This window comes from Myxococcus xanthus, from assembly GCF_006402735.1.
GTDB lineage: Bacteria > Myxococcota > Myxococcia > Myxococcales > Myxococcaceae > Myxococcus > Myxococcus xanthus_A.
This window is the reverse complement of the sequence record NZ_CP017174.1, coordinates 3181995-3196687: the sequence shown is the minus strand read 5'-3', so window position 1 is coordinate 3196687 and position 14693 is coordinate 3181995. Positions and strand designations below refer to the sequence as shown.

Below are 14693 nucleotides of genomic sequence, written 5' to 3'. Positions count from 1 at the left end.
GCCCCGGGTTTCGGGGCAGGGACGATGCCAAGCACCTGGTACGACGCGGTGGTGGTGGGCGCGGGCTTTGGCGGACTGGCCACCGCGCTGGAGCTGACGCGGCGAGGCGCGCGCGTGGCGCTCTGCGAGTCACTGAACTACCCCGGCGGCTGCGCCAGCACCTTCCAGCGAGGCGGCCATGCCTTCGAATCAGGCGCCACGCTCTTCTCGGGCTTCGAGCCACACCAGCTCTTCGGCCGGTGGATTCGGGAGCTCGCCCTGCCCATCACGGTGGACTGGTTGGACCCCGTGGTGGAGCTGCGGACCTCCACCGCGCGGCTTCCCGTGTATCGGAACCGCGAGCGCTTCATCGAAACCCTGTGCGCCCTGCCCGATGCCCCCGCGCCCGCGGTGCGGCGTCTCTTCGCGCTCCAGGCCCAGGTGGCCGGCGCCCTGTGGCCCCTCTTCGACGACCCGACGCTGCTGCCCCCGCTGGACCTGCGTGCCCTGCTGCGCCACGCGGGCCGGGCGCTCCAATATCCCCCACTGCTGCGATGGCTGGGACGCCCCCTGGGCGCGGTGCTGGAGCACCTGGGGCTGACGACGTTCGCACCGCTGCGCACGTACCTGGACGCGCTCTGCCAAATTACCGTCCAGTGCAGCGCGGCCGAAGCGGAGGCCCCCTTCGCCCTGGCCGCCATGGACTACTACTGGCGCGGCACGGGCCATGTCCGGGGCGGCATCGGTCAGCTCGCGCGGGCCCTGGCGGGCGCGGTGGAGGCCCAGGGAGGCACCGTCCTGCTGGCCAACCGGGTGAAGGCCGTGACGCCGGTCGCCGGAGGATGGAGCGTGAGCGCGCGTCGAGGCGAGCTGCGGACACGCCACGTGGTGGCCAACGTGCTGCCGCGAAGCTTGAGCCGGCTGCTGGACGTTCCCCTGGAGACGATGCCCCGCTTGGACAGGCTGTCCCGGCGCGTCGAGTCCGGCTGGGGCGCGGCGATGCGATACCTGGTGGTGCGCACGCCCGACGGGGCGGATGGACAGGCGCATCACCTGGAGCTGGTGGAGGACCCGTCCGCGCCGTTCATCGAAGGCAATCACCTGTTCATGTCCATCAGCGGTGAGGCCGACACGGGCCGGGCGCCACCGGGACATCGCACCGTGACGGTGTCCACCCATGTGCCACTGACGACGCTCTCCGCGCTCCCCGTGGAGGCACAGCGCGGCTACATGGAGCACATCCAGGCGCGGATGGACCAGGGGCTGCGACAGCTCGCGCCGGAGTGGCTGGAGGGTCAGACACACGCGATGACAGCCTCCCCACGCACGTACCAGCGCTTCACGCAGCGCGACGCGGGCGCGGTGGGCGGCGTGCCCCGGCGCGCGGGACTGGAGAACTACCGACACCTGGGCCCCTTCCACGTCCGGGAGGGACTGTGGCTGGTGGGGGACTCGGTGTTCCCCGGACAGAGCACCCTGGCCACCGCGGTGGGCGGCGTGCGCACCGCCGCGAGCATCACCTCGCGAAGCTGAGGCCGGCGCCCCTCATGCGTCGAGCAGGTCCGCCCAGAAGCGCACCAGCCGCCACACGTCCATCAACGCCTGCGGCCCATCCATCTCCGCGTGGGTGATGAGCGGCGTGGCCAGCGCGTGGACCTCGGTGTGGGGGCGCAGGGCCGCGGCCAGCCGGCTGGACTCCATGGCGGGAATCACCGTGTCCCCCGCGCCGTGCAGCAGGAAGACGGGCGCGGAGGGCGGCGGCGAGCGCTCCGGTGACAGCGCCGGGTCCGCGGCGAACGTCTTCACGAAGGGAAGCAAGCGTGGGCCCAGCGCCGCCACGTTGCGCGTGTTCACGTAGCCCATCAACGTGGCCGCTGGCTCCGGCAGCTCCGCCTGGAGGGCACGCGCCTTGGCGAACGTCTCCGCCGCGAGGCGGCCATCCACCATGGCTTGATGCGATGCGCGCAGGAAGGTCCGGATGCCCGCGCGCAGGGGCTCCACCTGTTCGGGAGGAACCAGCTTCTCCGCCACGTTGAGCAGGATGATGACCACGCCATAGTCATGCGGGGCCAGGTGACTTCCATCCGGCAGCTCGCCCGAGCACAAGAAGGTGAGCACGCGCGGCAAATCCCCATGCCCGCCGAAGGAGAGCGTGGCCGCCACCCGGTCCTTCAAGGCAGGCCGTCCCGCCGCCACCACCGACAGACCGCCAGAGAAGCTGATGCCGAACAGGTTCACCTTGCCGTCGGGCGCCAGGTCCGCTTGCGACGCGGCCCACACGGCGGCGTCTTCGATGATGTCCGGCAGGCGCGGCGTGATTTCGTAGCGCAGCAGGTCCGGCGGCTCCGGGGTGAGCACCGGCTGGCCGCCCATGGCCAGGTCCTCCGCCAGCTTCACCAGCCGGGGCTCGTCGATGCCATCCGCGTGGACACCCGAGGTCAGCACCACCGTGCGCCCGCGCTGCGTCACCGGCCGGTACAACCGGGCGCGCACCAGCCCGTGCCGCGTGGGCACGCGCAAGTCGCTCACGTCGAAGGGCACCGTGCGCCAGTCCGCGAGCGCCGTCTCCATGCGGCCCTGCATGCCCGCCGCGCGCACCACCAGCGACAGGCCCTGCAGCCACCCCGGCACCACCCACAAGCCCACGGCCAGCAGCGCCACCAGCGACGCCGCCAGACTCCGCCGCACCGCCCGGCTCATTGGAAGAGGTGCTCCACGAAGGTGCACAGACGCTCGCGCTCGAAGGGCTTCTCCAGCAGCCCGCGCGTGCGGCGGCCCACGAACTCACGCGCCTGCGCGGTGAAGGCGCCCCCCGTCATGAGCCCGGTGCGCAGCGCGAGGTCCGGCGCCAGCCGCTCCAGCTCCACCACGAAGTCCAGCCCGCTCATGCCCGGCATCATCACGTCGCACAGGATGGCATCGAACCGCTCCCCCATGGAGAGCAAGCGCAGGGCTTCGCGCGCGTCCTGGACGACGTGAATCTCATACACGTCACGCACCAGCCGGCTCACCGAGTTGCCCACGGAGGGCTCGTCATCGATGAGCAGCAGACGCCGGCGAAGGCGAGCGGGCGCCGGCTCCAGGGCCTGCGCCGGCTCCACGCCATCCGTCCAGCCCGCGGCCTGCGTGGGCAGGACGATGCGGAAGGTGCTGCCCCAGCCGGGCGCGCTGGAGACCTCGATGCGTCCGCCCATGGCCTGCACCAGCGTAAGGCTGATGGACAGCCCCAGCCCCGTGCCCTCTCCGACGGGACGGGTGGAGAAGAACGGGTCGAAGATGCGGCGTTGCACGTCCGGCGCCATGCCGTGGCCGTTGTCGGAAACCTCCAGCTCCACGTGCCGGCTGCTGCTGGCGCGCAGGGACACCCGCACCCGGTTCTCCTCGGGCGCACGGTCCGGCAGCGCCTGGAGCGCGTTCAACAGCAGGTTCACGACAATCTGGGTGAGGCGCGCTTCGTTGCCATGAACGGGCAGCACCGGCTCCAACGTGCACGTCAGCCGGGCGACCAACCCAATCTGGTTGCGGAGCAGCCGCAGCGCGCCGTCCACCACGTGCACCATGTCCACCGGACCATGCAGCTCTTCATCCGCGCGGGAGAAGGTGCGCAGGTCGCGGACAATCGCGCTGACGCGGCCTGCGCCCTCCTGCGCTTCGGCCACCACCTCACGCAACTCCATGAGCTGTTCGTGGGACAGCTCCGGCTGGGCGAGCAGCTCGCGCAGGTACGAGAGATTGGAGCTGACGTAGGACAGGGGGTTGTTGATTTCGTGCGCGACGCCCGCGGCGAGCGTGCCAATCGACGCCATCCGATCCGCCAGCACCCACTGCGACTCCAACTGCGCGCGGTCCGAGGCCGCGTGGAGGCCCGGCGTGGGCGTGGCGTCTCCATCCGACAGCGCCGACTGGCGCCGGCGAAGACTCGAGAGCCGCACGCCCCAGTGCGTCCCGGGCGCGGGCAGGCACTCATCCGCGCCGGCTGCGGCCAGGGCGTCGGCTTCCTCGGGCACGCGCCCCGTGAGCACGACCAGGTGCGTGCGGGGTACGCCGCGCAGGGCATTCAACCGCTGACAACTCGTGCACAGCTCCGACAACGGGCCGCCGTCGTCCCACAGGACGATGAGTCCTTCGGAGATGGCCTCGGGCAAGGTACCCGCCAGGGGCACACGCAAGATCTGGCAGTTCCGTCCCGCGTCGGACTCGAGAATCCCTCGCTCGACCTCCTCCGACACCTCGGGAGGTAATGCCACCAGCGTCACAAACACGGCGTCAATCCTCCGGCCCCATGAGCCCCGGGTTCCGCGCGCGGGAGCCGGAGCCACGTACCCATTGCAGCGCCCGGGCGCTCCACGGTCAACGTCGTCGCGTCGCCGACAGTTCTCTGCCCTTCCGAGCGGTGGTTCCTTGGACCCGGCGGGTCGCCGCCGCCACCACCTGTGGCCCCACGGCGCACGCCGGCAGCAGCGGGCAGCGACCGCAATTCTCCGCGATGGGTTGGGCAGGGCAGGCCCCACTCATGCCGTAGTGACACAGTGCGAAGTCGTAACGGACGGGGTCGGCCGGGTCCAACACGCGCAACGCGGCTGTCACCTCCTCCGCCGTGCGCCACGTCAAATCATTGCGGTGAGTCAGTCCCAGGTGCCGCGAGATGCGGCCAATGTGGGTGTCCAAAGGAATCAGGAGCGCGGAAGGTGGCACGCCCCTCCAGATGCCGAAGTCCACGGTGTCCGGCCCCCGCACCATCCACCGGAGGTAGAGGTTGAGACGCTTGGCCGCTCCCCCACCCAGCGGCGAGGGCAGCAGGTGGTGCAGGCCGCGCTCTGGCCCCAGCGCCTTGCGCAAGGCCTCCATGGGGATGGCGCGCAGGCCCGTCGTGAAGTGGTCCAACGCGCCGTGCAGGGTGTCACGCGCCTGGAGCCCCTGGAGGAACAATGCCTCCAGGCTGCCCAGCTCCCGCAGCACGCGGCCCATGCCCAGCAGGAGCACCGCTACGTCCGTGCCCACGTTGAAGCGGTACACGAAGCCTTCGAGCAGCGCCCGCGCGCCCACCACGTCCAGTGCCTTGACGAAGGCGGCGGGAGACGCGCCCATGCGGCGCAGCAGTGCGTCCACCTTGGGACGGAACAAGTCCGCGCGGCCGTACGCCAACCCGGCCGCCAGCAACGCGCTGACCTCGATGTCGCGCGGGTCTTCGTAGCGATGCGGGAACTCCACCGGATCGAAGGCGATGCGTGCGCGCGCGTCAGTGGACGTCAGCACGGCTTCCAGCCGTGGCCGGAGGTGCTCGGCGGCTCGCGGGGAAAGGCCAGTGGCCGGGGCGGTGCGGCTCCTCGAGCGCGCTGTCACGACAGGGACTCCCACATGGTGCGAGAACGGCGGGCCGCCGTCCCGTCTTCCCTCAAAGCGCCAGCAGCACGTCCAGCTGTGCCTTCACGGCGCTCGCCTCGTCGTGCTTCCCCAGCTTCTCGTAGAGGGCCACCGCATCCCACCGCTCTTGGAGCTCGCGGTCGATGACGGCCTTCACGGCCTCCGGCGTCAACGCCAGCCGGAGCACTTCTCCACGTCCCAGCCCACCCGCGCTTCCGGCGAACTCGCCACCGACGGCGGTGGGCGCCACGCGCATGTCCGGTGCTTCCGCGTTGTCGATGGCCGCGAGCGTCTCACGAAGCACCGCTGAAGCCTGCGTGCTCCGTGTGCGCATGGCCTCCTTCAATGCAGCGCGCAGTGCCGCCTTCCACTCATCCACGGTTCGCATGTGCGCACCCTATCGACGCGCGTGGGGCGACTCAAGGTGCGCGCTCCGTCGGAGGTCTCCAGGCCCAGGCAGCGACGCGGCCTGGAGACCCGACGCACCGGGAGCGTTAACGCAGCAACGCGGACGGCTGCACGGCGAAGATGAGGTCGTCGTGGTCGTTGTAGTTGCCTTCCATGCAAGGCGTCTGGCTTCCGCGGTTCCGGAAGACCGCGCGCACGGCCTGGGCGCTGCTGCCCTCCGGCAGCGTGTAGGTGACGGTCAGCGTGTGGAGGCCCTTGGACGGAACGGGCAGCGTGGTGATGACCTGCCAGACGGGGTTGTTGGCGTCGGCCGCGTAGAACAGGTCCAGCTTGTCGTTGAGCTTGTTGAAGGCGAAGACCGTGGCATCGATGCGCACCAACTTGCCCGGCGCGAAGTTCGTCCCATCCAGCGTGGACACCACGATGCGCTCGTTCGACTGGTCCAACAGGTACGCACCCGACACGCCATCCCGGCAGGAATTCTTGATGGTGTTGGGCGCGTTCGACTCGGGCCCGATTCCGGCGCGGCCGTTGAGCAGCGTCCCGGAATCACACGCGTTGGAGGCCGAGACACACCGCGGCGCCCTCAGGACCGAATCGAAGCCCGCCGTGCTGGTGGCATTGCTCACCGTCACGGACACCCCGCCGCTGGTCGCCGCGACACCCACGAGGTCCACCGCCCGCGCCGTCACGGTGTGGCTGCCATTCGGCACCGCGGCTGTGTCCCAGTTGAACGCGTACGGCGCCGTGGTGTCCGTCGCCTTCAATTCGCCGTCCACGAAGAACTCCACGCGGTTCACACCGGAAGCATCCGTGGCCGAGGCCGTGACGGTCGTGACTCCAGACACCGTGCTGCCAGCCGAAGGGCCGGTGATGGCGACCTCCGGCGGCGTCTGGTCAATCACCACCCCACCCTTCGCCAGCTCCGCCACGTACGCGGCGGCCAGCTTCGCGAACTTGAGCGCGTGACGGGCATCGCCCCCGCTGTTGTGGAGCGTGTCATTGACGGTGTGGATATACGGGTTGGACGCGCTCAGCGGCGCCTCGAAGGGCATCGAGGCCGCGAAGCCCGCGCTCGTCCAAGACGCATGGTCCGAGCACGCGTAGCCACACACCGTCGTGCTCCATTCGAGTTCAGGCTGATACGTGTCGATGAGGTTGGTGACGAACGTGTTCTGCGCCGCGTTCGTCCGGTCGCTCACCAAGGCCACGTCGATGTTCGACCGCAGGTTGTAGTTCGTCATGTCGAGCTGGAGCACGCCCACCACGTCGACTCCATCCGCCGCGTACTTGGTGGCGATTGCCGAAGAGCCGCGCAGGCCCACTTCCTCGGCCGCGTAGGCCATGAACTTCACGGTGCGCTCCGGGCGGTAGTTCTGGAGCATGGCCACGCGAATCACCTCGGTGAGCGTGGCGATTCCCGAGGCATCGTCGTCCGCGCCGGGAGCCGTGCTGCCGTTGCTGGTGGAGTCCAGGTGGCCACCGAGCACGACGACCTCTTCCGACATGGTGGCGCCGGTAATCGTCAGGATGACGGAGGGCTGCGCCCACGAGGCGTGGTTGAAGAATTCGACGGTGACGTCGGAGCGCGTCGCCGGAACCAGCGACTCCCAGTAGCCCTTCAGCCAGTTGGCGGACGTCACGCCCGTCGTCGACGTGTAGTAACGCGTCGCGTAGCTGGACAGGTGGTCGATGACTCCTCGGATGGCGAGTTCCTGAATCCCCGCTTGCAACGCGTTGACCGTCGACGCGTTGTCGAGGCTGTACGTGACGGCCGTGGCCTTGGCGGCCTTCGCCGCGACCGATGGGTCCAGGGCGGCGAGCGCGGCCGCTTCAGTGTCGTGGTAGATGAAGCCACCACAGCGGTTGAGCTTCTCGTGCATCATCCGCGAGATGAGGTTGAGCTGGGACTCCCGCACGCGCAGCGCGGTGACGTCCGCCTTCTGCCCGCGCAGCGAGGGCGCCGCATGCCCGGCGCTGGCGAAAGCGGCGTTGACGTGTTCGAGGGCATCCGAGCCGAGGGTGATCCACACCTCGTGGTCGGGAGCCTTCGCCGGGGGCGCCTTCGCGAACGCCGAGACACTACAGAGCACCAGGAGGACTGAAGCGAGGCGCTTCATGTACATACGTTTCTCCACTGCCAGGCGGGGACGTGCGGTTGAGATGGCAGGGAGAGAAGTCCCTGCCTTCACCGTCAACTTACACTTCCCGCGAAAACAGGGGACACTGCTCGCGACGAAACACGCCGGCCTCAGCCATTCTCGTGGCTTGAGACAAGCGCGGAGCGGACGCTAACGCGACAGCTCACGGACGGCGTGGCCCAACTCGGGGAGGATGAGCGCCTCCAACGCGAGCCGCACGGCCTTGGGCGAGCCCGGCAGCGCGAAGAGAATCATCCCCTGATAGGTGCCCGCCGTGGCGCGGGACATCATCGCCGCGCTTCCCACCTGTCGATAGGACAGCATCCGGAAGAGTTCACCAAACCCTGGCAGTTCCTTCTCGAACAGCGGGCGCAGCGTCTCCACCGTGCAGTCGCGCCGGCCAATGCCGGTGCCTCCGGTGAACAGCACGGCCCGGGCTCCCGCCTCGCGCGCGGATTCCAGTGCGCCGCGAATGGCTTCCGGGTCATCCTTCACCACGAGGGTGCCAGCTATGCCATGCCCCGCCGCCTCCAGGCCCTCACGCAGGACCCGGCCACTGTCATCGCGCGCCTCGTCCCGGCTGTCCGAGCACGTCACGATGAAGGTGCTGACATGCACCGGCGCTCGCGCCTTGTGCTCCTCCGCCGGGCCGTGGTCTTGGCCGTGCGGGTGGTGGTGGTGATGATGCGCGTGGTCGTGGTCATGACCGTGGTGCCCATGAGGCCCGTGGTCGTGCTCGTGACCATGATGCCCGTGGGGCCCGTGGTCGTGATGATGGTGCCCGTGAGGCCCATGGTCGTGGTCGTGGTCGTGTCCGTCGTGTGCCATGGCAGGTACTCCCGAGTGCGAGAGGGACTTCAGGGCGTGTCGGGCCAATCGATGACGAGCGCGCCGTCTTCGACCGCGACCTGCACCGTCGGCTGGTCGTCACAGACCCCCGGCGAGGTCGCGTTGTGCCCGGTGTCCATGTCGAAACCGACCTCATGACACGGGCAGACGACCATGTTGTCCTCGATGCGACCTCCGGACAGCAGACACCCGGCGTGGTTGCACCAGTCATCCAAGCCCTTGTAGCGCCCGTGGATCTTCGCGATACACACGTTGCGCTTGCCGACCTCGTAGCCCCGCATTTCCCTCTCGGCGAAGTCCGCCGGTCCCAGCTTGATCTTCGTCATCGCGGCCCCTTTTCCCACAACGCGGGACTGGCTGCACTCCCGATGCCCGGGCATTACCTTCTCCCCGTGACTCCCGACGTGACCATCCCCACTGCTGTCGACAAGGCCACCGTCGCCCAGGTCCTCCGTGACATTTCCCTCCTGCTCCAGCTCCAGGGAGAAAGCGGGTTCCGCGTCCGCGCATATGACATGGCGGCGGACCGCATCGCCGGGCTTCCCCAGGAGCTGGGCCCCCTGGTCGCGGAAGGCCGGCTGGAGAGCCTCCCAGGCATCGGCCGCGCGCTCGCCGAGAAGATCTCCGAGCTGGTGTCCACCGGCCGGCTCGGCTACCTGGAGGAGCTGCGGGCGCAGTTTCCTCCCGGGCTGCTGGAGCTGACGCAGCTGCCCGACGTGGGGCCGAAGAAGGTGGCCACGCTCTGGCGTGAGCTCCAGGTGAGCAACATCGAGGAGTTGGAGCGGGCCTGCCGTGAGGGCCGCGTGCGGCAGCTCCGAGGCTTCGGCGCGAAGAGCGAAGCGAAGATGCTGGAAGGCATCGCCCTGTACCGGCGCGCGCGCGGCGAGCGCAAGCTGCTGGGCGAGGTGCTGCCGGTGGCCACGGCGCTGCTGGAGCGGGTGAAGGCCGCGCCGGGCGTGGTGCGCGCCAGCCTGGGTGGCAGCGTGCGCCGGCAGGCGGAGACCGTGGCGGACGTGGACATCATCGCCTCCGCGCCGGAGGCCGGACCAGTGCTGGATGCCCTGGCGAACGCACCCGGCGTGGCCGCGGTGCTGGGCAAGGGCGAAAGCAAATGCTCCGTGCGGTTGGAGGCCGGTGACCTCCAGGTGGACCTGCGCGTGCTGCCCGACGAGGACTTCGCCACCGCCCTGCACCACTTCACCGGCTCCAAGGCGCACCACATCCGCCTGCGCAACCTGGGGCAGGAGCGCGGCCTCAAGATTTCCGAATGGGGCGTCCACCGGGACGACGGCACCAAGGTGCCCGTGACGGAGGAGTCCGGGCTCTACGCCCTGCTGGACATGCAGTACGTGCCCCCCGAGCTGCGGGAGGACAACGGCGAGGTGGAGGCCGCACGCGAGGGACAGCTCCCCAAGGACCTGCTCACGCTGGAGGACGTCCAGGGCGCGGTCCACGCGCACAGCACCTGGTCCGACGGGCGCAACAGCCTGGAGGAGATGGCGCTCGCGGCGCGGGCGCTGGGCCTGAAGTACCTGACCGTCACCGAGCACAGCGAGGCAGCCATCTACGCAGGCGGATTGAAGGTGGATGACCTCAAGCGCCAGTGGGAGGAGATCGACCGCATCAACGCGGCCGTCTCCGGCGTGCGGCTGCTCAAGGGCATTGAGGTCGACATCCTGGAGTCCGGCGCGCTCGACTACGCCGACAGCGTCCTGGAGCAGCTCGAGGTCGTCATCGGCTCCATCCACGTCCGGCACGGCATGGACGAGGACCAGATGACGCGCCGGCTGCTGGCCGCGCTGGACAACCCCTGCCTCCAGATTCTGGGGCACCCCACCGGCCGGCTCATCAACAGCCGGGAGCCCTACCCCGTCCGCATGGACGAGGTCCTGGAGCGGGCCGCCGAGCGCGGCGTGGCGGTGGAGGTCAACGGCAAGCCCGCGCGCCTGGACATCAAGGCCGAATATGTCCGGCAGGCCGTGAAGCGGGGCGTCCGACTGGTGGTGAGCTGCGACGCGCACCAGAAGGAGGACCTGAGGAACCTGGCCTTCGCGGTGGCCACCGCGCGCCGGGGCTGGGCCCGGAAGGGGGACGTGCTCAACACGCTCCCGGCGGACCGCTTCGTCACCGCGCTGCGCGAGCGCCGGTGATAGGCTGCGGCACCCGCCGATGTCCCGCCTGCCGCCGCTGCTCCTCCTCTGCCTCCTCCCCTTCGCCTCCGCCGCAGCGGAGGCCGAAAAGCCCTCGCGCGCCGACCTCCAACGGGTGCTGGAGCGACACGGACGCTCGGTGGTGCTCGTCAAGGGTCCTCGGAACGCGGGGCCCGGCGTCTTCGTGGGGTCCGCGGGGCAGGTCCTCACCTCCGTCACTCCCGTGGGGGCCAGCTTCACCGGCCTGAATGCCGCCACGGTGGAGCACGACGGAAAGACGCTGCCCGCCCGGGTGGTGATGGCCAGCCAGGACCTCCAGGTGGCGGTGCTCGCCGCTCCGGATGGCGCGTACCCGGCGGCGCCCGTGAAGGTGCTTCGGGACGGCGACAGCCTCGACGGCCGCTGGCTGGTGGGCGTCCTCCCCGCCAAGAAGGGCCAGCCCGCGCGCCCCGTGCCGGCGCGAGCCCGGGCGACCCAGGCCCCCTTCTATGACATCCCCCTGGCCCTGCCCGCGGGCAGCCCCGTCTTCGACGCGGAGGGGCGGCTGGTGGCGGTAGTGGTGAAGAAGCACCGTCGCGGCTGCCGGGTGCTGCCGCTGAACGCGGTGAAGGTGGAGCTGGCGTCGGTGGACATGCCATGACCCAGGCCGTGACGACTCCCTGGCGACCGAACGCCGTGCAAGAAGCGGTGGGATTGTGGGCGGTGGGCTTCCTGTCCATCATCGCCGCCTTCCTCCTGTTGGGCGGCACCAGCATCCCCAAGCTGGTCGCGACAGTGGGCTTCCTCTACCTGCCGCTCATCCCCATGCGCTGGCGGGACGAGGACTACGGGGACTACGGCCTGTCGCTGCGCGCGTGGCGCGAGGACCTGCGCCTGTTCCTGCTGCTGTCCGCGGTGGTGGGCCCCCTCTTCTTCCTGGGTTTCGCCGCGTTCGTGGAGGTGCTGCCCCACCTGCCCCCGGCGCTGGCCAAGCACCTCACGCCGCTGATGGGCGAGGCCCGCTTCCAGCCCCGCCTGCCCCCGCGCTTCGGAGAGTGGTTCATCGACCAGCTCTTCGTCGTCGCGCTGCCGGAGGAGTTCTTCTACCGGGGCTACCTCCAGACGCGGCTGCGCGACGCCTGGCCCCAGGGCCGCAAGTTCCTGGGGGGCCGGCTGGGCCCCGCCTTCTGGCTGACGGCGCTGCTGTTCGCCCTGGGCCACCTGGCCATCTTCCAGGCGTGGCGGCTGTCCGTGTTCTTCCCGGCGCTGATCTTCGGGTGGATGCGGGAGCGCACCGGCACCGTCATCGGCGCCGCCTTGTTTCACGCGGCTTGCAACCTCTATGTGCGGTTTCTCGAGGTTTCTTTTTTCGGCTGATTTTCGCCGAGCTTCGCCGCGCCCCCACTCCGTGCAACAGCACCGCGCCCACCGTCCGTGAAAAACGGGCGTGTTTACGCGCCCGTAACCTGATTTCAACGGAACTTCGACAAGGTTTTACTTGCCTTCCGGGAATGGCTTATTGCGTCGAAAATATCACAAGAAACTCCGAGCCACACTGCGGCGATAACTCTTCAACCCCCTTGCACTGAGTTCGAGACCCCCAATGACGATTCGCCGCACCGAAGGTCCGAAGCCCACGATTCGCCCCACTGCTGCTTCCGAGGCTCAGTCGAAGACGGCTGCGAAGCCCGCGACCATCACCCCGAACGTCATCAAGGATGGGTTCGGCCCCGCGGCCAAGACGTCGGACCTGGCGCGCGCGGAGAAGACGCTGAAGCCGCTGCCGCCTCCCGTGGGCCGGCTCTCCCTGGACAGCCGCGAGGCGCAGACCGCCATCCAGGCGTCGCTGGCGCACCTGGCCCCCACCACCCAGACCTCCATCCGCAACCCCGGCATCATCGGCGGCGTGCAGTTCCCGGCGTACACGCCGAAGAGCGTGGAGCGTGATTCGCTGGGCATGACGCACGTGCGTCTGGACCGCCAGCACGAGGGCGTGAAGGTCTTCGGCGAGCAGGTCGTCACGCACCTCGACTCCGAGGGCAAGGTCAAGAACACCACCGGCGACCAGTCTGAGATCCCGGCCGGCCTGGGCACGCAGAAGCCCAAGGTGACGCACAGCCAGGCGCTGGACATCGCGATGAAGGCGTTCGACGGCAAGCCGGACCGCCAGCCGAACTCCGAGCGCGTCATCTACAAGGACATCTCCGGTGAGTACCACTCCGCCTACCGGGTGGAAGTCACCAACGTGGATGGCACCGACAATCCGCGCAAGATGAACTACCTGGTGGACGCCAACACCGGGAAGCTCTTCGAGCAGTTCAACGCCATTGACGGCTTCGCCCGCCAGCGCGGCGCCGCGCACGGCCACAGCCACGCCGAAGGCGCGGACCACGCCGACCACGCCCACAGCGCTGCCGCGACGCCTTCCGAGATCAAGGCCTCGGCCACGCCGAAGGCGGAGATCGCCGACCTGACCACCGTCACGTCGAAGATCAACGTGACCCAGGACGGCACCGTGGACCAGCTGAAGCTGGACCTGGACATCGACCACACGTTCAAGGGCGACCTGTCGGTCACGCTCACCAGCCCCTCCGGCAAGTCGGAGACGGTGCACAACCGCAAGGGTGGCAGCGCGGACCACATCAAGGGCAGCTTCGACCTGAGCGGCTTCGCGGGCGAGTCCGCGAAGGGCGAGTGGACGCTGTCGGTGAAGGACAACGCGCGCCGCGACACGGGCACGCTGAACAGCTGGGGCCTGACCATCACCCCGAAGGCCGTTGAGCCCAACGAGCCCGGTCCCGGCGAGAAGATCGCGGACGACACGTCCATGTACAGCGGCAAGGTCGCGCTGGAAACGAAGAAGCAGGCGGACGGCACGTACACGCTCGAGGACGGCACGCGCGGCAAGGGCGTGGCGACCTACGACGCGATGAACCGCGAGCGCGCCAGCGGCCAGACGCCCATCAAGGACAACAACGACGTCTGGGGCGAGGCCACGGATCCGGAGCGCAACAAGGCTGCGGTGGACGCGCACTACGGCGGCCAGATGATGTACGACTACATGAAGGACATCCTCGGCCGTGACTCCATCGACGGCGCGGGTGAGAAGCTGGTGTCCTACGTCCACGTCAGCAACAACTACGTGAACGCGTACTGGGACGGCGAGAAGATGAGCTACGGCGACGGCGACGGCCGCAACTCCGGTCCGCTCACCGCGCTGGACATCGCGGGCCACGAGATCGCCCACGGCCTCACCGAGCGCACCGCCGGCCTCATCTACCGCGGCGAGTCCGGTGGTCTGAACGAGGCGATGAGCGACATCATGGGCGCTGGCCTCGAGTGGTACGCGTCCCAGAAGAACCCCGACGTGAAGTTCAACTGGACGGTGGGCGAGACGGCCTGGACGCCGACGGACGGCGACCCCACCGACGGTCTGCGCTACATGGACGATCCGACGAAGGACAAGTACTCGATCGACAACTACAAGAACTACCCGAAGCAGACCGAGGTGCACGGCTCCAGCGGCATCGCGAACAACGCCTTCTACCTGCTGACCAACGGCGGCACCAACCGCACGTCCGGCGTCGAGGTGAAGGACGCCATCGGCATGGAGAAGGGCCTGAAGATCTACTACCGCGCCCTGGCCCACTACATGACGCCGAGCACCACGTTCGCCCAGGCCCGCACCGCGACCATCAACGCGGCCACGGACCTCTACGGCGCGGACTCCGCCGAAGTGGCGAAGGTCAAGGAGAGCTGGACCGCCGTCGGCGTGAACTAGTCCTCCCGCTTCACTGAAGACACCCGAGCCCGGCCCGGCCCG

12 protein-coding genes are annotated in these 14693 nt (G+C 69.2%); 5 read left to right on the top strand and 7 right to left on the bottom strand.

Annotated elements, in window-relative coordinates:
* Positions 1–24: 24 nt before the first annotated feature.
* Positions 25–1512 (top strand): phytoene desaturase family protein, encoded by a 1488-nt coding sequence (locus tag BHS09_RS13605; protein ID WP_140798068.1) that lies wholly within the window; start codon positions 25–27, stop codon positions 1510–1512.
* A gap of 12 nt (positions 1513–1524) precedes the next feature.
* Here BHS09_RS13605 and BHS09_RS13600 read toward each other — a convergent pair whose 3' ends face one another.
* The 7 genes from BHS09_RS13600 to BHS09_RS13570 all read right to left on the bottom strand — a co-directional run bounded on the left by BHS09_RS13600 (position 1525) and on the right by BHS09_RS13570 (position 9067).
* Positions 1525–2679: a hypothetical protein gene (locus BHS09_RS13600; RefSeq protein WP_174258763.1), complete on the bottom strand. Its 1155-nt coding sequence runs from the start codon at positions 2677–2679 to the stop codon at positions 1525–1527.
* Positions 2676–4241, bottom strand: a complete 1566-nt coding sequence (locus BHS09_RS13595) for a hybrid sensor histidine kinase/response regulator (RefSeq protein ID WP_174260536.1) — start codon at positions 4239–4241, stop codon at positions 2676–2678. The genes BHS09_RS13600 and BHS09_RS13595 overlap by 4 nt, the downstream gene beginning before the upstream one ends.
* Before the next feature lie 88 nt (positions 4242–4329).
* On the bottom strand, positions 4330–5235 hold the full coding sequence (locus BHS09_RS13590) for a TIGR02757 family protein (RefSeq protein WP_140790292.1): 906 nt from the start codon (positions 5233–5235) through the stop codon (positions 4330–4332).
* Between the two features lie 139 nt (positions 5236–5374).
* On the bottom strand, positions 5375–5731 hold the full coding sequence (locus BHS09_RS13585; protein ID WP_140798066.1) for a GatB/YqeY domain-containing protein: 357 nt from the start codon (positions 5729–5731) through the stop codon (positions 5375–5377).
* Between the two features lie 106 nt (positions 5732–5837).
* Complete coding sequence (locus BHS09_RS13580; RefSeq protein WP_140798065.1) at positions 5838–7877, bottom strand: M20/M25/M40 family metallo-hydrolase; 2040 nt, start codon at positions 7875–7877, stop codon at positions 5838–5840.
* Positions 7878–8042: 165 nt separating this feature from the next.
* Positions 8043–8510 (bottom strand): MogA/MoaB family molybdenum cofactor biosynthesis protein, encoded by a 468-nt coding sequence (locus BHS09_RS13575; protein ID WP_140800671.1) that lies wholly within the window; start codon positions 8508–8510, stop codon positions 8043–8045.
* Positions 8511–8749: 239 nt separating this feature from the next.
* Complete coding sequence (locus BHS09_RS13570) at positions 8750–9067, bottom strand: Rieske (2Fe-2S) protein (protein WP_140790287.1); 318 nt, start codon at positions 9065–9067, stop codon at positions 8750–8752.
* 78 nt (positions 9068–9145) lie between these two features.
* Between BHS09_RS13570 and polX the strand changes: the two genes are divergently transcribed.
* The 4 genes from polX (at position 9146) to BHS09_RS13550 (ending at position 14651) form a co-directional block, all read left to right on the top strand.
* A complete protein-coding gene (gene polX, locus BHS09_RS13565; RefSeq protein ID WP_140796444.1) occupies positions 9146–10891 on the top strand; it encodes a DNA polymerase/3'-5' exonuclease PolX in 1746 nt (581 codons plus the stop codon).
* A gap of 19 nt (positions 10892–10910) precedes the next feature.
* Entirely contained in the window at positions 10911–11531 is a 621-nt protein-coding gene (locus BHS09_RS13560) for an MXAN_2756 family trypsin-like serine endoprotease (protein WP_140798064.1), read from the top strand.
* Entirely contained in the window at positions 11528–12247 is a 720-nt protein-coding gene (mrtX, locus tag BHS09_RS13555; RefSeq protein WP_140798063.1) for a myxosortase MrtX, read from the top strand. Before BHS09_RS13560 ends, mrtX begins: the two co-directional genes overlap by 4 nt.
* A 226-nt stretch (positions 12248–12473) precedes the next feature.
* Positions 12474–14651, top strand: a complete 2178-nt coding sequence (locus BHS09_RS13550) for a M4 family metallopeptidase (protein WP_140798062.1) — start codon at positions 12474–12476, stop codon at positions 14649–14651.
* The last annotated feature ends 42 nt before the right edge of the window (positions 14652–14693 follow it).

Excerpts from the sequence above, each read along its gene's own strand:
- BHS09_RS13605 (WP_140798068.1), top strand. The coding sequence starts at position 25 with ATGCCAAGCACCTGGTACGACGCGGTGGTGGTGGGCGCGGGCTTTGGC.
- BHS09_RS13600 (WP_174258763.1), bottom strand. The coding sequence starts at position 2,679 with ATGAGCCGGGCGGTGCGGCGGAGTCTGGCGGCGTCGCTGGTGGCGCTG.
- BHS09_RS13585 (WP_140798066.1), bottom strand. The coding sequence starts at position 5,731 with ATGCGAACCGTGGATGAGTGGAAGGCGGCACTGCGCGCTGCATTGAAG.
- BHS09_RS13580 (WP_140798065.1), bottom strand. The coding sequence starts at position 7,877 with ATGTACATGAAGCGCCTCGCTTCAGTCCTCCTGGTGCTCTGTAGTGTC.
- BHS09_RS13570 (WP_140790287.1), bottom strand. The coding sequence starts at position 9,067 with ATGACGAAGATCAAGCTGGGACCGGCGGACTTCGCCGAGAGGGAAATG.
- BHS09_RS13560 (WP_140798064.1), top strand. The coding sequence starts at position 10,911 with ATGTCCCGCCTGCCGCCGCTGCTCCTCCTCTGCCTCCTCCCCTTCGCC.
- mrtX (WP_140798063.1), top strand. The coding sequence starts at position 11,528 with ATGACCCAGGCCGTGACGACTCCCTGGCGACCGAACGCCGTGCAAGAA.
- BHS09_RS13550 (WP_140798062.1), top strand. The coding sequence starts at position 12,474 with ATGACGATTCGCCGCACCGAAGGTCCGAAGCCCACGATTCGCCCCACT.